The 16030-nt window shown below is 59.2% G+C and carries 17 protein-coding genes; 7 read left to right on the top strand and 10 right to left on the bottom strand.

The annotated features are described in order from the left end of the window. Positions 1-88: 88 nt before the first annotated feature. Complete coding sequence (locus PRI8871_RS19000) at positions 89-418, bottom strand: Rieske 2Fe-2S domain-containing protein (RefSeq protein WP_108887765.1); 330 nt, start codon at positions 416-418, stop codon at positions 89-91. A gap of 253 nt (positions 419-671) precedes the next feature. Here PRI8871_RS19000 and PRI8871_RS18995 point away from each other — a divergent pair, with 253 nt between their 5' ends. Beyond that, positions 672-1235: an NADPH-dependent FMN reductase gene (locus PRI8871_RS18995; protein WP_108887764.1), complete on the top strand. Its 564-nt coding sequence runs from the start codon at positions 672-674 to the stop codon at positions 1233-1235. 809 nt (positions 1236-2044) lie between these two features. Here PRI8871_RS18995 and PRI8871_RS18985 read toward each other — a convergent pair. The 5 genes from PRI8871_RS18985 to PRI8871_RS18970 form a co-directional block, all read right to left on the bottom strand. Next, positions 2045-3958 carry a type IV secretory system conjugative DNA transfer family protein gene (locus PRI8871_RS18985; protein ID WP_108887769.1) on the bottom strand — a complete coding sequence of 638 codons (1914 nt, stop codon included), beginning with the start codon at positions 3956-3958 and terminating at the stop codon, positions 2045-2047. Positions 3959-3972: 14 nt separating this feature from the next. Next, on the bottom strand, positions 3973-5901 hold the full coding sequence (locus PRI8871_RS18980) for a relaxase/mobilization nuclease domain-containing protein (RefSeq protein ID WP_108887763.1): 1929 nt from the start codon (positions 5899-5901) through the stop codon (positions 3973-3975). Next, positions 5894-6514 (bottom strand): helix-turn-helix domain-containing protein, encoded by a 621-nt coding sequence (locus tag PRI8871_RS18975; RefSeq protein ID WP_108887762.1) that lies wholly within the window; start codon positions 6512-6514, stop codon positions 5894-5896. The genes PRI8871_RS18980 and PRI8871_RS18975 overlap by 8 nt, the downstream gene beginning before the upstream one ends. A gap of 411 nt (positions 6515-6925) precedes the next feature. After that, on the bottom strand, positions 6926-7102 hold the full coding sequence (locus tag PRI8871_RS19740; RefSeq protein WP_232616948.1) for a hypothetical protein: 177 nt from the start codon (positions 7100-7102) through the stop codon (positions 6926-6928). Between the two features lie 649 nt (positions 7103-7751). Then, on the bottom strand, positions 7752-8090 hold the full coding sequence (locus tag PRI8871_RS18970; protein WP_017470241.1) for a DUF736 domain-containing protein: 339 nt from the start codon (positions 8088-8090) through the stop codon (positions 7752-7754). Positions 8091-8590: 500 nt separating this feature from the next. Between PRI8871_RS18970 and PRI8871_RS18960 the strand changes: the two genes are divergently transcribed. The 3 genes from PRI8871_RS18960 to PRI8871_RS18950 are packed head-to-tail and all read left to right on the top strand — an operon-like array spanning position 8591 to position 10750. Further along, positions 8591-9307 (top strand): hypothetical protein, encoded by a 717-nt coding sequence (locus PRI8871_RS18960; protein ID WP_009574254.1) that lies wholly within the window; start codon positions 8591-8593, stop codon positions 9305-9307. Positions 9308-9337: 30 nt separating this feature from the next. Beyond that, positions 9338-10546, top strand: coding sequence for an XRE family transcriptional regulator (locus tag PRI8871_RS18955; RefSeq protein ID WP_108887760.1), 1209 nt, complete (start codon positions 9338-9340; stop codon positions 10544-10546). A 9-nt stretch (positions 10547-10555) separates the two neighbouring features. Continuing rightward, a complete protein-coding gene (locus PRI8871_RS18950) occupies positions 10556-10750 on the top strand; it encodes a hypothetical protein (RefSeq protein ID WP_009574256.1) in 195 nt (64 codons plus the stop codon). Between the two features lie 103 nt (positions 10751-10853). Here PRI8871_RS18950 and PRI8871_RS18945 read toward each other — a convergent pair whose 3' ends face one another. The 4 genes from PRI8871_RS18945 to PRI8871_RS18930 are packed head-to-tail and all read right to left on the bottom strand — an operon-like array spanning position 10854 to position 13119. After that, the gene (locus PRI8871_RS18945) at positions 10854-11780 is read right to left on the bottom strand and encodes an ImmA/IrrE family metallo-endopeptidase (protein ID WP_009574257.1); all 927 of its coding nucleotides are present in this window, start codon (positions 11778-11780) and stop codon (positions 10854-10856) included. Between the two features lie 18 nt (positions 11781-11798). Beyond that, a complete protein-coding gene (locus PRI8871_RS18940; protein ID WP_009574258.1) occupies positions 11799-12278 on the bottom strand; it encodes a helix-turn-helix domain-containing protein in 480 nt (159 codons plus the stop codon). Next, entirely contained in the window at positions 12275-12913 is a 639-nt protein-coding gene (locus PRI8871_RS18935; protein WP_009574259.1) for a GNAT family N-acetyltransferase, read from the bottom strand. The genes PRI8871_RS18940 and PRI8871_RS18935 overlap by 4 nt, the downstream gene beginning before the upstream one ends. Beyond that, entirely contained in the window at positions 12910-13119 is a 210-nt protein-coding gene (locus PRI8871_RS18930; protein WP_009574260.1) for a hypothetical protein, read from the bottom strand. The genes PRI8871_RS18935 and PRI8871_RS18930 overlap by 4 nt, the downstream gene beginning before the upstream one ends. Before the next feature lie 157 nt (positions 13120-13276). Between PRI8871_RS18930 and PRI8871_RS18925 the strand changes: the two genes are divergently transcribed. The 3 genes from PRI8871_RS18925 to PRI8871_RS19910 are packed head-to-tail and all read left to right on the top strand — an operon-like array spanning position 13277 to position 16015. After that, a complete protein-coding gene (locus PRI8871_RS18925; RefSeq protein WP_108887759.1) occupies positions 13277-14194 on the top strand; it encodes a multiubiquitin domain-containing protein in 918 nt (305 codons plus the stop codon). Beyond that, positions 14191-15603 carry a ThiF family adenylyltransferase gene (locus tag PRI8871_RS18920; RefSeq protein ID WP_108887758.1) on the top strand — a complete coding sequence of 471 codons (1413 nt, stop codon included), beginning with the start codon at positions 14191-14193 and terminating at the stop codon, positions 15601-15603. The genes PRI8871_RS18925 and PRI8871_RS18920 overlap by 4 nt, the downstream gene beginning before the upstream one ends. Next, on the top strand, positions 15572-16015 hold the full coding sequence (locus tag PRI8871_RS19910; protein WP_306418463.1) for a ubiquitination-like system serine protease family protein: 444 nt from the start codon (positions 15572-15574) through the stop codon (positions 16013-16015). Before PRI8871_RS18920 ends, PRI8871_RS19910 begins: the two co-directional genes overlap by 32 nt. Positions 16016-16030: the final 15 nt, after the last annotated feature.

Raw genomic sequence — 16030 nt, 5'->3', positions numbered from 1 at the left:
TGGAAAATAGGGCTTCAAACGCGCCATCTGCGCATCGCTCAACCAGAAAAGATCAGACATGTTCACCGCTCGTTTTTCGAACCGTGAATCACGCCGCTAGACGGAAATCAATGGGTCCTGACCCTAGAGCCAACAATGAACCACGATGCGCGCAACGATTTTCGAATGCGTAGATTTGGCCATCTTTGTCACGCGTCACAATGACAGGAGTCTCACCAGCAAAGACGGCAACAAAATCTCCTGCCTCTACGAGCTCGGCCTCAAGGCACAGGAAATTCCAAACAGGGCCCTGAAAAATCTTCTTATTTTCTGCTTCCAGAACATCTTGGCGCTGAAAAACCCAATACGGAACACGCGTTGCTCCATCTTTAGCGGGCCATGTCGGCTGTTTAGCCGATACTTCTTCAGGGTCTACCATCAGCGCATCTCCTCATGCAAATCTGTTCGCTTACCGAACGTTGATCGAATATCGTACATTGTTCTTTACATGAGCACGTTTCGGTGTCAAGTACCTCTAGAGACGCAAGGATGTCATGGACGGTGGACCGGACAACTTGGGAGCGTTGAGGCGATTCAATTCTTGTTCGGTAAATGAACAAGTCTGGTTGGGTCCAAAATTGTCGATCTTGCCCCCCACTAGGTTGCGGGCTTAAGAATGTTGGAGATGTGATATGATGAAATTACTGGCCTTTTCAGGGAGCAGTCGAAAGGATTCAATCAATTCCAAGTTGGTGCAGGCCGTGGCTGATCTGAGTCAATCGCATCAACCGGGCAAAGTTGAAATGACATTTGTTAATCTTATGGATTTTGATGCGCCGAATATTGATGGTGCGAATGCCTCACGGCCCGAGATGCCGCATCAAGTCATAAAGTTCCGCGACTTACTGCGAATACAAGATGGCTTTATTATCGGTTCGGATGAATATACCGGTGCTTATTCGTCTGTGCTTCGCAACCTGATTTCTTGGCTTATTCTGGAAGATGGCCTAGGCGGCACGGCATTTAACAACAAGCCAGTCGCGATATGCGGTGCTTCTTCACGCGGTGTGGGGTCTGTTCGCGGCCATCCCGCTCTTCAACAGCTGTTTCTCACTCTCGGCGCAAATGTTATTTCTCAGAATATTCGCCTGGGCACAGCAGGCAGCATTTTTCAGTCCAATGGCAAACTAACTGATAACGTGCAGACACAGCTTTTGGACAATACTATTGCAAAACTTCTGTTTCCCGCTGAATAGTCTGCAGCATGTTGGTGTGGCCTAACGTGCTTGCTTGATGAATACTGATCATGTTTTTTTGAGGTGTGCGGTTGCTTAAAGTCGGATGATGGCTGAGGCTCCTCTTCCCTGAACCGGCATATCCAACGAATTCAACGACACGTAGACCGAGCGCATCGCAGGCCTACATGACAGCAACAAACATTCTGAACTCTGTGACCTTGCAATCCAAATCCAGTACAGTCAGCTACTGGCCTAGCTTTGTCACACATTGCATTTTAATCTCTTCCCGGTTTCTGCGTTGGTAACCGCTTATTCGTGTCCAAGTCGTGCGCCCTAAACGCCTTGATGTGCGGAGGGCATTCGTTGAACGCGCCAGCCCGAGGGGTGTCCGGCTTCCAGGGCGCGATGCTCCTGCGAGATAACAAGACTGTGGCGGCTCTCTTAGCAGCGATGGCATCGTGGCACATGCCGGTGTCATAAACACCGTCGGCAGTACCATTGCCGATCTCCTGGTCGGGAAGGATTTGGGTGGGCAATGCAAGTAGCATAGACACTTCGCCCACCTCGCTGTTGGTGAACTCAACGGCCCGCATTTCCAAGCTCTACTTGTCGACTCCTGTTTTGCTCTTGCGCGATATGTGAGCTTCGGACTGCTTAACCGGGTGAAAGACTTTTTGTTTGTTGAGCAACTCTGCCAGACAGCGGCTGTGGAGAAGTCATTAGCAGGTACGCTTTACTATGGCCTTGCCGCTACCGGAGGCTGCAATGAGTCATCCGCTTCACGCAACACAGAAGATCAACCAAAGCCGCTTGCACGATAGCTTCGGTCATCCACCCAACAACTCCTCGATGAAATCCTCCTGCCGGTCGAGCGCCGCCTCCCATTCCTTCGGCACCGCAGCTTCCCGCTCGAGCGTCTCGGGCTCGGGCTGCCCGCGCCCGACCTCCAACGCCATCACGCTCATCGCCCGCGCCTCGCGCCGCTGCGATCTATCCCGGACAGGCGCGCGCTCGGCTGGTTTCGCCTGCTCGTCTGCGCCGGCCTCATCACCAGCATCGCCTCCCCAAGGCCCCACACCATGCACGCTTGGCGGATAGGGGAAGGGCTTGCCCTCCTGGCGGGCCAGCATCTCCTTGAAGAACGGATCGTCGTAATACTTGATCCGGCTCGCCTTGATCGGATGCTGGGGCGAGGCGAGGATGATGACCTCGTCGGGATCCATGAGGCGCGCTTCGGTCTCGGAAAGCAATGGCCGCTCTTCCAGACGCGCTGAGGTCGAAGTCGCCCCTAAGAAGCCCTTGTTGCGACCGTACATCCGGGTCACCGCCTCGCGAGTGGTGCTACCAACGGCGGCGGAAACTTCTTTCACCGTCCGCTGGTCCCGCGGCGTGATGTAGAGCTTCAGCCCTGCCCCGTTCTCGAGGCTTTCGCGGCCCTCGGGTCCGTAAATCCGATCGAGCGAGGCAAGCGACTGCGCGATCATCGCGACCCGGCCGCCATAGCTCGCCAGAGAATGGATCGCGCGTTCGAGATAGGGCATTGCCCCCATTTGCTGGAATTCGTCGATCATCATCATGACGGGCCACGGCTCGTCCGGGCCGGGTTCATTCAATCGGATCGAGGCGATGAGATCGGCGAACATCAGGCGCAGGAGCGGCGCCAGCGTCGCGATGTGATCCTCGGAGACCGCGATGTAGAGCGACTGCGGGGTCTTGCGGAAGGTCGAGAAATCGAAATCACTCGCCTCGGTGGCGGAGCGCACCGCCGGGTTGTCCCATTGCTTGAGGCCGGCGGTCATCAGCGCCTGGATGTTCGAGGTCAGCAGCCGCGACGAGGCGCTCGAGGCATTGGTCCAGAGCTCGCGCAGGATGTCCTCCTCGGCCTCGTCGGCATAGGTCTTGTACTGGGCGTTCTTGTACTCTCCGCCCGCAACGATCCTGTTCACCTCGCCGAGGTTCGGGGTGCCGCGCTGGATCGCCAGCAGGCAGGCGGCGACAAAGATCGACTTGCCGGCCTCGGAGAAAGTGTCGAGTTGTTTGTTATCCTTGTCGAGGAAGAGGTCGGCGAGGATCGAGACCTCGGTGAACCGCTGCGCGAAGCTCGGAGCCTTGGCGATCCGGGCGAGCGGGTTGTAGCGATGCGTGGCATTGGCCCAGTCAAACGGGCTGAAGCGATAGACCTCGTCACCGTTGAGTGCCCGGAGACGCGCGGCCTTCTCGAAGTTCTCGCCCTTCACGTCGAGCACCACGACCGAGCCCGCGAAGCTCAGAAGGTTCGGGATCACGAAACCCACCCCCTTACCCGCGCGGGTCGGGGCCACCATCATCACATGAGGGATGGTGGTCGAGGAGATGAACTCGGCCTTGGAGGTCGGCGCGCCGAGCTTGCCACAGACGAAACCTTTGCCCGGTGCCTGCAGCATGTCGTTCTTCTTCAGCTCCGCCTTTGTCTGCCAATGGGCCGAGCCGTAATCGTCGCGCTCCTTCTTCCACGTCCAGGCCAGCGCCAGAGCGCCGAGGCCGATGGCCCCGAAGCCGACAGCGCCAAACCCGACCTTGAAGGCCTCGGGGTGCGCCGCGCGTGTGCCCGCGCTCGCCTTCCAGAGCGTCAACATGTCGAAGCTGCCAAAGCCGGTTTTCAGGGCCAGGGTCAGGTAGAAGGCTGCGACGATGGTGCCGATGACGGTACCGCAGATCACACCGAAGAGAAGTGCTGCCCAGAGGGGAAGTGTCTTGGTCATGGTGGTCATCCCCCTCAGAATTCCATCTCGTCATCGAGACCGCGGTCGCGGCCAAGATCGCGACCCAGCTCCTGCGCCTCCTGCTGGCTGCGCAACCGCGCGACCTCGGTCGCCTTGTCCTGCTGCAACCCGGCGGCGCGGTCGGTGAAGACCTGGTCGCCCGTTTCCTCGAAGGTCATTTCGAGGAATTCCTGCGTGACGGTGATCTGGTCGAGCTTGCTCGGCAGGGCCGCGTCCAGCACCTCGTAGTTGCCGCGGCGAAGTTCGGCCAAGCCTTCTTCGCCCAGTTCCTTGAAGAGCTCGGATTGCAGGGTCCGCTCGACCACCTCTTCCTGTTCCTCGGTAAGCTTGCCGTCCCGCAACATGTCGGCGAGGTCCTGCAGGTAGGGATTGGGCGTCCGGTCATCCTCGTCGATGAGGGGCAACGTCGCCTCCTCCTCGTCCGCGAGGGTCCGGTCGATCTCGACGCCCATTTCCTTGGCGCGTTCCATCAGCGCGTCCATCACGCTGTCGACCTTTTCTAGGGCTGCATCCAGTTTGTCATCATTGGCCGTCTCGACGCTGAGACCGTCCTTGGCCAGCACCGCGTTCATGTCCCGCTCGACCCAGTCCTGTGCCATGCCGTAGTTCCGCGTGCCGCCCGCAGCAATCCGAGCCACCAGATCCTCACTGTCCATGCCTGCCTCCTCGGCGCGCTCGAGAACGTCGCGCAGCCCTTCGTCATTGTCGGACTGAAGCGCGGCGATCAGCACATCGCTGCCCGCCCCCGGCGGATAGGGTTCTTCGAGCTGCTTGCCAAAGCGCGCGCGCAGGTCCGGATCCGGCACCATCTGCGAGAGATCCGCGATGATCGGCGCGGCCTTGGCTTCAAAAGCGGCCCGCTCGGTCGGGTCCAGTTCCTCGGCCTTGAGCCGCAGCGCCTCGATCGTGCGCTCGGAATAGTCGATCGCGTCACCGACGGTCTTGATGTCCTTCATGTCTATCTCTCCTTCGGTGAAATTCCACGGCGTGCCCGAGCCAAGCCCGTCCGCCATGCCGCGCACGGCACGCGCCATGTGGCGCTGGTCCATCCGGTCCAGCAGGTCGACGAGGTTCGTGTAGTCCTTGGCGAAGCCCACCACCTGGGCCTGCGCGATGGCAGATTCCTGGGCCGTCATGACGATCTCGCGCGGCAGGCGGGCCTCTTCCTTGGCGCGGTAGATCTCCTCGATCCCAGCGGGTTTCTCGAAAATGCCGCGCTCGAGCCGTGTGGTGGCGTCGAGCATGACACCATAGCGTTCCGCGATCTCGGCCTGCTTCTCGCGCATCAGCTGCGGCGACATCACGCCCTCGGCCCAGCATGAGAACCAGGTGCCCTTCTCAACGCCGCGGTTGTTCAGGATGATGTGGGCGTGCTTGTGCGCCCGGTCGTCATGGACCGCGAGCACATAATCCCACTGGTCGCCATATTCGCCGCTTTCGAAGAAATGCTCTGTCCAGTCCATCGCGATGTCGCGCACCTGGTCGACCGTCACGTCGGTCGGGAACGAGAGCAGCATGTGCGAGGTGAAGCCGAGCTTGGTCGAGCCGCGCCAGGTCCCGGCCCAATCCTCGATGATGTCCTCTTTCTGATCCTCAGAAAGCACCGCCGCATCGGTCAGCGCATTGGTCATCGTCGAGTAGGTAAAGACCGCCTTGTCGTTGATGTAGGAGATCTGCGCCCCAAGCGAGGCGCGCGTCTTGCAGCCCCCGGCCCGGATCCGTTTGAACACCGCCGCGCGGCTCTGGCCCGACGCAGCCTTCAGCGCATTGCGCGCTGACATGGATCCGACGCGCGCAAAACTGCGACCCTGCCGACGCCCCGCCAGCCGCGCGTCGATCCGCGCCGCGGCCTGGCCCCGGATGCGCCCATCCTCCCAGAGCCGCCCCATGACCGAGGTATAGAGGGCGAGGGGATCAGCCATTGCGAACCAGCCTCAGACCGCCGTCGATCGCCCGCGGCCCGCCCTCCAGAACCTCGCTCTCCGCCCCCTGCCCTTCTTCCTTTTGCGGCCACTCCTGATGGCGCAGCGCCTGCGCCGCATCCTTCATCCGGCCCATCTCACGGCTCATGGATTGCGCAAGATCGAGCAGTTCGATCAGCACCGCACGGTCCGCCTCAGAGACCTCGAGCCGACCGCGATGCACCGCCTTGGCGAGAAACAGTCCGGTGTCGCTCACGTCCTTCGCCTGACGCCACGCCGCGCAGAATTCGGCGACCAGATCGCGCGGGACATCGAGGATTCCGCACCGTCCGCGCAGCACTGCATTCAGTGCCTGAGACCGGTTGGCATAGCCGCGCTCGCGCCACTCCGCATCGAAGGCCTCCAGTTCGGTTCGACTGGCCCGGAACGCTACCGTCTCGCTCGGATCGCGCACCGTGATCCCCTCGCCCGCCTCCTCTTTCGCGAGCCGGTTCACGTGGCGCGGAGAGATGCCGAACGCTGCCGCCAAGTCCTTCGCGCTTTCACCCGCCGCAAAGCGCCGCGCGACTTCGATGCGCTCTTCAAGCTTCAGGTTTTTGCGGGCTCGGCGCATCTTCAGACCCCTCGGACAAAATGTGCAAACATTGGCCATATCCTGCCAACGTCTTCCTTCTCCCCTTCGCTTATACTTCAATACATCACATTGCGCAATATTACGTTTTGCATAGCATGTTTTTTTGCTGGAAATAGACGCCATCAAGACCCCGCGGCGCGGCGCGAAATGGTACGGGTCCCGCCCTCATCGATGCAGGACAACCAGGTCGAAAAAGCTTCCGAAACTTGTGTTCATGACGCACACGACGACAGGCAAACCAAACGCTCGAGCCGGTCACGGATCGGGCGCCAGGAACACGAAAATGGCCCGCGCTGGATGGCGCGGGTCGCACCGTCTGCGAGCGTCACGATGCTTCTGAGAGTCGACGTCAGACCCCTGCGGATCCGAAGACCCGCAGGGGTATCTGGGTCAGTGACCCAGTCCCAGAGAACGCAGGTCGTCGTAGCGGCTGCGGGCGATCAGCGCCTCGGTCTCGAGGCTGTCGAGGGTCTCGGGATGGGCGTCTTCGTCGAAGGCGGCGAGGTAGTCCTCGAAGGCCATGTCGGCTTGCAGTTCGGCGAGGTCGATGGATTGTTCGAGTGTCATGGTGTGATCCTTTCCGTTGATCGTCGTTGGACGGATCGTGGAAAAGACCGGGGGCATGAGAGCGGGCTGCACCCGGCACGGGGCGGAATGAAATGGAGCACGCCGGGGGCAGGTTTGTTGTGAGCGATGCCTCGGCAGCGCTCAAGGCGTCAGCCGTCCAGAAACCTGCCCCCGGCGTTGCAGACCGCTCGACCCCGGGCTAGCGATCTGAAAGGCCAACAGGTCGACGGAAAGGCGCGCGGCGGTGATCCTCACGTGAGACGTTGCCCCGGGATGCATGACGATGATTTGCGATTTCGTTGCCTGCGGCGCAGGGCGAGTTCGCCGCCCCAGGGAGCTTCGCCAAGACGACCCAGGCACGGGTTGCTCGACTGAGAGAAGGGGTGCGCTTACCTCGCACAGTAGGCTCCCAGTTTTCTATGCTGACATTCGGTTCCGCCTGGGGTTCCTGCGATCCGCGCTGTCACTGAACAGAAAGATCGAAGCCGCGTCGGCGACCTATCCGTTCTGACTATCCAGTCTGACTATCCGCGTCGGCGTCCGCGTCCGAAATATACCGCATCCTTCGGACACCAATAGTGCACCAGTCGAGGACAAGTTCCCCCGGAACGAGAAAGAGCCAGACCGCCGGAGCGGTCTGGCCCGTGGCTTAGGCGGCGTCTTTGGGACCCCAGGGGATGACGGCCTGCAGGGACAGATCGTCCTGGTTCGCGGCCTTGCCGAGGTTGGCGTTGAAGCCGTGGTCGCGGATGGTCAGCGTGTAGTAGTCGGCGCCGGTCTCCTTGTTCTGCTTCTTCCAGATGCCGCCGCACTCGACCAGCTTGCCGCGCGGGGAGCGGCCGAGGACGCGGTGCGTGGGAGCCATCGGGTTGGTGCTCGCGACGGGTTCGACCGTGATGTCGAGGTCGAAGGTCAGGGTCGAGATGGAGCCGACGCCCTTGGCTGTTTCGATGTCGGCGCTGGTGAATTTGATGCAGTTCGTGGTCATTGCTCTTTTCCTTGTTTGCGTTGCAATGATGGTCACCTTGCAGCTGGCCAAGGCCCGGCCACACCGAAGGCGAAGCGCAGCGGAGAGGGGCAGGCGCCGGTCTTTTTGTTCCGCGCGTAATGGCCCGCAGGGACAGGGGAAAAGGATCGGCGGCAACCTTTGTGGACGGGACGACAGCTGCGACCAGCATGTCATGCAACTCAGACAAAGGGAGAAGTGCGGTGGCCACGAAGGAAGGTAGGGGAACAGTCGAGGGACACGCGGCAGTGGCATGTGAAACAATAACCTATCGCCGGCCTCGTCTTCAGGATGAACCTCGAGAGGATCCAGTCCTAGGCCACTCGGCCAGCCTTGGACCGGTCGGCACTTGGTCAAAGCGAGGCACTAGCTCGGGATGTCCAGGACGATAAGATGAACAAAGCCGGCTGCTCGCAATTGACTTAACGCAATTTTTGAGCCACATTTCCCGCAAAACGCAACCCCAAAGAATCGGAGCAGTCATGGGGGATTTTGTCAAAACCCGTTTCCCGGTCGCGATCTATCGCGGCCTGATCATTGATCTTGAGGACCGCCTGCGCGGAGAAGCCCTTAAAGCTCATCGAATGATTCAGGATCACTCTGGTCTGGATACACGTCGTGCACGGCGCCTTGAGGGAATGTCGCGTTTCCACATGATGGAAAAGGGGTTTCAGGAGGTCTGTGAACTTCATGGCGGCGCACTGCTCGACGGCGGCATTATCCCCGGTTCGGACTTCAAGGTTTTCCAACCGTTCATGCGTTTCGAGCATGAAGGGCAAGGCTTCATCCTTGGCCTCGCGGCAATGCCGGAACCCAGCAAGCTTCCGGTCAAGAACAAGTCGCGGAAGGCCGGTGTGACACTGAACTACAAGCTGTCTCCTCACTTCGATTTTGATGGTACTGCCCCTCAGATCGGGGACATCTGCATTTTGTTTCTCTTCGCTCGCGACCCTGAACAAGCCGGCAAGATTAAGGAGTTGGCCATCGGGCTCATTGACTCCGATTATGAGCAATACCTTTTCTACGAACGGATCGACCAGTACCTCGCGGATGACGGGGATGTGTCGGAACCCAGCTCGCCGTTTTCGACTCCTCCCGCATTGCCTGCCAGCGGTGCTGTCCGCCTGAAGCGCACGATGAAGCTTTTTGTTCCCCCCGAGGCTCCATCTGTGGATGACGAACAGGATGGCAAAGCGTAAAGGGTGCCACCGGCACCAGAGGAGGGAAAAATGCGAGTGGGAACACCCGGCTTCGTGCCGGAACGTCTCGTTGAGGCGCGCGCCGCCCGGCGCGTTCAAAGCATGAAAGAGTTGGCCTTGATGCTGGGAGTCAGCCCTAGTTCGGTTTCCCGTTGGGAAACCGGCAAACAGGCGCCGGAAGCTGATGCTCTGACAGAATTGGCGAAGGCCCTGCGGGTCCGGCGAGAGTTTTTTCTCCGTCCGGTCTTCGATAGCCCGCGACCGATGTTCTATCGAAAACTGGTCAGCACGCTGAAGCGCGACCGCGAGTATCAAACTTCTCAGGTGAGCTGGCTACATGAGATCAGCCACGTCTTGCAGCACTATGTTGATTTCCCCGAACTCGACATTCCAGACGTTCTGGGTGGCTCCAGCTACAGTCAGCTTCGGGACGAAGACATCGAGGACATCGCCGGCGAACTGCGGTCCCACTGGCAATTGGGCGAAGGCCCTTGCACAAATGTCGTAGCGGTCCTTGAAAAGATCGGCTGTGTCGTCGGCTCCATCGAAATGGGAACGTCCAAACTCGACGGCGTCTGCAGCTGGTCCAAGTCCGAGGACCGTCCTCACATCTTGCTCGCATCAGACAAGATGAATCTCCCCCGTCGTCAGATGGACGCCGCTCATGAACTGGGTCATGCAGTGCTGCACCGGAATGTCAGCGCAAAAGCATTGCGCGATGATCTTCCAGAGATCGAGCGCCAGGCATTCCGTTTCGCAAGCGCGTTTCTTATGCCGCAGACGACTTATGTGCCGGAGGTCCCGAACTACTCCCTTGCAGGGTTGCTGTCCCTAAAAGAACGTTGGCGCGTTTCTGTGAAGGCCCAGATCAAGCGGTTGGTGGATCTAGAAATCATCCCGCAGGATCATGCCACGCAGTTCTATAAGACCTATTCCGCCAAAGGCTGGAACCGACAAGAGCCGATGGACAAGGAGTGGGCTGTTCCAAAGCCACGTATGTTGCATGACGCTCTTTGCCTTATCGTGGATTCCGGCACCCGCAGTAAGGACGACCTGCTTTCGGTCGAGTTCACGATGCATCCAGGCGATATTGAGAACCTCGTCGGCCTTCCGTCTGGTTGGTTCAGCAAGAAAACAGGCGACGTGGTGTCATTGGCTCTCAAGACGGACGCTTCGCGTGAGACAGGTGCACCTGCAGGAGGGTCGGTGATCCCATTCTCCCGGCGTGAATCGCAATAGGGTTGGCACATGCGAGTGAAAATCGATGTCTCAGAAGAGGAACTGGATGGTGACTATGGCGCGGTTCCGGGTCTCATCATCACTTGTACCCGGTGCCGGCACTCTGTGGAGGTGTTCGGCACCGAAGAAAATTCGGTGAAACGCGGAGCGGTCATGCTTCGGGGTGAATGCCCTTTTGATGAGGACAATTACTATGAAGCATGATCTCGCAGCAGCAATTGGCCGTCATTGACAAGCAGCGCCAACCCTTGAAGCGCAAGCATTTCAGAGAGCTTGGCAGGCATTGTCAGACGGCTCTTAGAATATGCTAGATTGCGATCACTGATCGGTGCGGACCTCGGTAAACGCCGAGGGTTAGCGCATATCCCCATTTCACGGTTTCAAAGGTGAAGACATGTGGATCGCCGTTGTCATCATGGAGTACGATATCGGCACCCCCCAGTCGACCACCCCTGGCCGCCGAACAATAATCCACAACCATATTGAAGACGTCAATCTCATCGCAACCTTTGAAGCCGCTTGCAAACGCAGGCGACTGCACAAAGTGTGAACAGGGTTCTTTAGGGTCGAAGTCCGCTTCGCGTTTGATTGGATGCGGGTGTCCGGTGACCAGACCGATGATAGGCGTCGAGGCGCCCCAGATTTCGACACAACGCCAGAACGTCGTGGTGAGTGTGTTGTCAAAGCGGGGCTGGAGTGCCTTCACCGCCTCCAAACTTGGCGCATAGTCCCGTGCTTCGATGGCGAACCTATCGCGCAAGAATAGAAGACGCGCAGCAGCGAAGTTCGCCTCGGCTTCCATCTGTTCATGGCAGTTGGGCCGGAGCGTTTGCTTGTCGTCGCCGAGCATGGCCCCTTCGTGCCAGGGCAAGAGGCTGTGACCTACTTCATGTGCTTCAATCCAACGGAATTTCAGCTTGTGCAGATCCTTGTCCATTAGGATCCGTTTCTCATCCGGAAGGTAGAAGGCGCGCAGATCGAATTTCTTGACGGCATCTATGAAGAGAGTTGGTCGCCGCAAGACCTGCTTCCCGGCGACGCGCAACATGCTGATGACATCGTCCATCAGCGATGGATCGTCTTTTTGGAAGTATGCCCGATCAAGGTCGAGTGCATCCCGGACATGCTCAAGTTTGAGCGGCGGCTCTGGATTGCCCAGTCTGTTCAGCAGCCGCTCAACGCGTTCGTCGATACGTTCCTGAGTCCGCCGGCGAAGAATGTAGTTTTTGGCCATGGGACCCGTCTCGCTCTGTTACGTCGCTTTCATCGTCAGCGCTGCAACAACAGCGTCATGAAAGGCTTGTTCGTCTGGTGTCACATCCTTGATCGGAGCGGACCTGGCGGCGTATCGTGTGACTTCTTCCAGCCAATGGCCTTCTTTTGGGACCGCAAGGCCAGCCAGTTCCATCAGCTTTGGCTGCGGCAGATCAAGCGCGTTCGACAACCCCCATACGGTCCGGAGATCGGGTTCGTAATGAGGGTCCTGTTCGATACTCAGCAGCTCGCCGACCTCGATGTCCGCGTCGTCGGCGAGCTTTTCGATTGTCAGGCGCCGCTGTCTGCGCGCGACATTGATAAAGTGGCCGAATACCAGTCGGGTTTCTTCAACACGCAGAGATACCGCATCAGGGTCAACATGTGGGCGCGTGGCAAGAGCTCCAGCTCCAGGGGTAACATGCTCGTCGAATGCGAGCATTTTTTTGGACCATTCTGCGGAGATACCGTAAGTCATTTTAGCTCTCCTTTTAGGTATGCCTCGGCGGCGCCCGGTGTGGACTCGAAATACGGCAACTTGCCCTCATACTCGTCGGGCCGGGTGCCGAGGTTAGTGAAGCCGCAGCGCTCATAGAACGGGATTGCTTGCGGCAGGGAATGCAGGCCGACGCGGCCTTTGAAGCCTTCGTCGACACTGCGGGTAATGGCGGCGTGCATCAGCACAGGGCCGACCAGTCGATAAATCGGCGCGTCGGCATAAGGTTCGCGCCAGTTCCAGGGCGCGACTTCGAGATAGTCGACATAGACCAGATCCTGTCCGGCCTGAGAGTCCAAGCGAGCACGGCGGGAGGCGAGATCTAGCCGCATCATGCCTTGGGTCACATCGCGGCAGACGACACTATACCCAGTATGGCCGAGCAGCCCACGAACCTCATTCATCTTGCCGCGCCAGTCCCAGTGCCAACTTTGGGGCCAAGCGGTGTCGGCGGGACCGATACCGTTGTCCACCAGACGCTTCATGTAGGCCTGGACGGCCGGACGCCACTGGAACTGCCAGTCGATCAGCTGTTTCTCGGCAATCTCGTCATGCAGATCGGCCTCGACCATCGCACCAGCGGCGGCATCGAACAAATGGACCTGGTAGGCGGTCATAGCATCATGACTTCCGACTTATCCTTGGTCTTGTCGTCTTCGAAGAACAGCTTGTCGCCGCGCTCGAGCCGGACATCGACCATCTGATACAGACGCAGGGCCTGCCTTATCACGCCGATCTTGCTGAGATCCTTTTTGGCGCAAAGGCCTTCCAAAACGCCCATCTCCGCATCTGTGAGATTGAGCGTCATCGTTCGCTTGCTCATTTCCTTATCCTCCAAGACACGTGAGACATAGCCATACTTGAAGCAATTGTCAACTTAAAAATAGCCTACAGTTAGCCATTGACTGGCCATTCTTTGGCTACTATATCCACCAAATGAGGCCGGTCTGGATCGGCGAGCACAGAAAAGGAGACTGGCCATGGCGCTGGAAACGATTGAACTTGAAGACGTGGCGGCTTGCGTCGCTGCTGGACGGAACCCACGCCCCCAGGGGCCGTACCGGGTGCAGGTCGGCAATGGAGACCTCACCTTTGACGGATACCGGATCGACGATCCGGTGCCGACCGGGAGGCAACTTCTGGACCTCGTCTCGGCGCGTCCCGCGGAGGAGCGCTTGGTGTTCCAGTTGCTTCGCAATGACGATTTGAAAGAGTTGACGCTCGATGAGACGGTCGATCTGCGCACGGCAGGGGTTGAGCGCTTCATCGTGTTCAAGAGTGCGGAATCCCACCGCATCGAACTGGATGGTCAGGTGAAGGAATGGGGCGCCTGCGTAATCAGCGGCCGGGTCCTGAAGCAGCTGGCAGGTGCCGCCGACAAACCGGACTACGGTGTCTGGATGGAAATCCGTGGCGCTGAGGACCGTCCGATCGACGACAACGAGCTCGTCAGGTTGGACGGAAAAGGTCTGGAGAGGTTCTTCACCGGGGCGACTACCTCGACCGAAGGCGCGGAAGCCCCCATCCTGCCTATGCGTGATCGCCGATACCTCGAAGGACGCGGCCTGACTTTCGTCGAATACCGCGAAGGAGCGCAGACCGGTGTAATCCTGCGAGGCTATTGCCTACCGGACGGCAAATATCAGGTGGCACAGGCCGACATCCTGATCCTGCTGCCGCGGGGCTATCCGGATGCTGCGCCGGACATGTTCTATGCGCAGCCCTGGCTGACACTGGCCCTTTCGAGCCGCTACCCGCGTCAAGCCGACCAGCCGCTGATCTTCAATGGGCAGCGCTGGCAGCGTTGGTCGCGGCACAACAGCGACTGGCGTCCCGGCACCGATGGTATCTGGACCATGCTTAAGCGGGTTGAGACGGCGCTGGAGATTGCGGCATGAGCCGCCTCGATTTCACCTTGCAGGAACGTCACGAAGCCGAGCTTCGGGCGCTCCTGCACCGCCCCGATGGCCATGAAGCCGCAGCCTACGTGCTTTATGGAGTGAGCCGTGTCGCGATGGACCCTTGGGATCGCCAATCCCGTTTGCGACTGACGTCCTACCGCGTGATCCCAGTTCCGGACGAGGATCTGATTTCGGCCAGCGACAAGCATGTCACTTGGTCAACGAAATCGTTTCTTGACCTGTGTCGTGTGGCAAAAGCAGAAGGCCTGATCGTCGGCATCGCCCATAGCCACCCGGGCGGGTATCCCGAATTCTCCACACAGGACGAAAAAAACGAACGGGAACTGTATCGACTGGCGCGGAACCGGAATGGTGCCGGCGTCATGTTAGCAAGCCTGCTGCTGATTGATGGTGATATCTGTGATTACGCAGCACGTCTGTGGATCGACGACACCCAGCCGATCGACAGCGATGCTGTCATAGCCGTTGGTGCACGGCTTCGTGTTCTGAATGGGCTGAGCGGGTTTTCCGGAGAAGCCTTCGAGCGGCAAGCGCTTGCCTTCGGACCTTCACTGAATCTTCTGCTGGCCCGGCTGAAAATCGGTGTCGTGGGCTGTGGCGGCACGGGTAGTGCGGTTGCGATGCTGTTGGCCCGGCTCGGCGTCGGCCAGATTGCCCTTTTCGACGAAGACATTGTTGAAGTGAGCAATCTGAACCGCTTGCATGGAGCTCGACGGGACGATGCCGATGGCATGCGGCTTAAGGTCGAAGTCGTCGCGCGAGAACTGGCGGGTCTTGGTCTTGGTGTCCGCCCGGTTGTGATCCCGCACTGGGCGGATGCAGATGAGGCACGCGATGCCTTGCTCTCCTGCGACATCATCTTTGGGTGCACTGATGATCACGCAGGCCGACTGTTTCTAAGTAGGTTCGCATATTTTTACCTGCGCCCGGTCATTGATCTGGGACTCGCACTCACACCGCGTGGTGAAGACGGTCAAGTTGGGAACATGATTGGCCGGGCGACGGTCTTGCGCCCTGGCACACCTTGCCTTCTGTGCCGCGGTATCGCACACCCACATCGGGCGGCGGAGGAAGAACTGCGTCGTGCCGCGCCGGCGGAGTATGAGCGTCAGAAACGTGAAGCTTATGTGCGCGGCGGCGGCAATCCAGCACCAGCGGTCGTCACGTTCACGACGGAAACAGCGACTATGGCCGTCAACGAGCTGCTGCAGGGTTTGACCGGTTATCGAGGCGATGGCGGCTGGGCGGCGCAGCGCATTCGGCGTTTTGATCTCGGGATTGATCGATTGCAGGGGGCAAAGCAAAATCCCGGGTGCATCCTGTGTGTCGATCAGGGTTACTGGGGCCGGGGTGATGTCGACCCTTTCATGGATAGGGTGGGTTGAGAAGATGTTTGGTAACATTGCACGACGCTTTCTGACCTGGTGCCGGTTTATCCCCCGCGTCGACCTAGTCGGCCGGGTGCAGGCCACGCATCCCGAGACCACTGCCCTAACGGCAGATGCATTGGTTGTCGTCCGAGACGGCAGCATCGAAAAATGGGCTTGCTTCCAGTGCCCGGGCGGCTGCGGCCAGAAGATCCAGCTGTCGCTGAGTAGAAGTCGGCGCCCGCGTTGGTCGGTGCGGCTTGACTGGCTCGGTCGGCCGACTGTGGAGCCATCGATCCGGCAAACTAACCAGTGCCATTGCCACTTTTGGGTTCGTCAAGGGCAGGTACAATGGTGCGCGGACAGTCCGAAAATTAAGTCGCACCCAAATCGAAGCCGAGAGATGGAAGCGGCCATAAAAGCAAGATAGAATTGCTGGTGGTCA

It is taken from the genome of Pseudoprimorskyibacter insulae, from assembly GCF_900302505.1.
Lineage (GTDB): Bacteria > Pseudomonadota > Alphaproteobacteria > Rhodobacterales > Rhodobacteraceae > Pseudoprimorskyibacter > Pseudoprimorskyibacter insulae.
The sequence above is the reverse complement of the archived record's forward strand: the minus strand, read 5'-3'. Positions and strand labels throughout refer to the sequence as shown.

Bases quoted from the DNA above. Each gene is read 5' to 3' on its own strand.
- PRI8871_RS18960 (WP_009574254.1), top strand. From the start codon at position 8,591: ATGGGGGATTTTGTCAAAACCCGTTTCCCGGTCGCGATCTATCGCGGC.
- PRI8871_RS19910 (WP_306418463.1), top strand. From the start codon at position 15,572: ATGTCGACCCTTTCATGGATAGGGTGGGTTGAGAAGATGTTTGGTAAC.
- PRI8871_RS18925 (WP_108887759.1), top strand. From the start codon at position 13,277: ATGGCGCTGGAAACGATTGAACTTGAAGACGTGGCGGCTTGCGTCGCT.
- PRI8871_RS18980 (WP_108887763.1), bottom strand. From the start codon at position 5,901: ATGGCTGATCCCCTCGCCCTCTATACCTCGGTCATGGGGCGGCTCTGG.
- PRI8871_RS18935 (WP_009574259.1), bottom strand. From the start codon at position 12,913: ATGACCGCCTACCAGGTCCATTTGTTCGATGCCGCCGCTGGTGCGATG.
- PRI8871_RS18945 (WP_009574257.1), bottom strand. From the start codon at position 11,780: ATGGCCAAAAACTACATTCTTCGCCGGCGGACTCAGGAACGTATCGAC.
- PRI8871_RS19740 (WP_232616948.1), bottom strand. From the start codon at position 7,102: ATGACACTCGAACAATCCATCGACCTCGCCGAACTGCAAGCCGACATG.
- PRI8871_RS18970 (WP_017470241.1), bottom strand. From the start codon at position 8,090: ATGACCACGAACTGCATCAAATTCACCAGCGCCGACATCGAAACAGCC.
- PRI8871_RS18930 (WP_009574260.1), bottom strand. From the start codon at position 13,119: ATGAGCAAGCGAACGATGACGCTCAATCTCACAGATGCGGAGATGGGC.
- PRI8871_RS18920 (WP_108887758.1), top strand. From the start codon at position 14,191: ATGAGCCGCCTCGATTTCACCTTGCAGGAACGTCACGAAGCCGAGCTT.
- PRI8871_RS18985 (WP_108887769.1), bottom strand. From the start codon at position 3,958: ATGACCAAGACACTTCCCCTCTGGGCAGCACTTCTCTTCGGTGTGATC.
- PRI8871_RS19000 (WP_108887765.1), bottom strand. From the start codon at position 418: ATGGTAGACCCTGAAGAAGTATCGGCTAAACAGCCGACATGGCCCGCT.
- PRI8871_RS18940 (WP_009574258.1), bottom strand. From the start codon at position 12,278: ATGACTTACGGTATCTCCGCAGAATGGTCCAAAAAAATGCTCGCATTC.
- PRI8871_RS18975 (WP_108887762.1), bottom strand. From the start codon at position 6,514: ATGCGCCGAGCCCGCAAAAACCTGAAGCTTGAAGAGCGCATCGAAGTC.
- PRI8871_RS18950 (WP_009574256.1), top strand. From the start codon at position 10,556: ATGCGAGTGAAAATCGATGTCTCAGAAGAGGAACTGGATGGTGACTAT.
- PRI8871_RS18995 (WP_108887764.1), top strand. From the start codon at position 672: ATGATGAAATTACTGGCCTTTTCAGGGAGCAGTCGAAAGGATTCAATC.
- PRI8871_RS18955 (WP_108887760.1), top strand. From the start codon at position 9,338: ATGCGAGTGGGAACACCCGGCTTCGTGCCGGAACGTCTCGTTGAGGCG.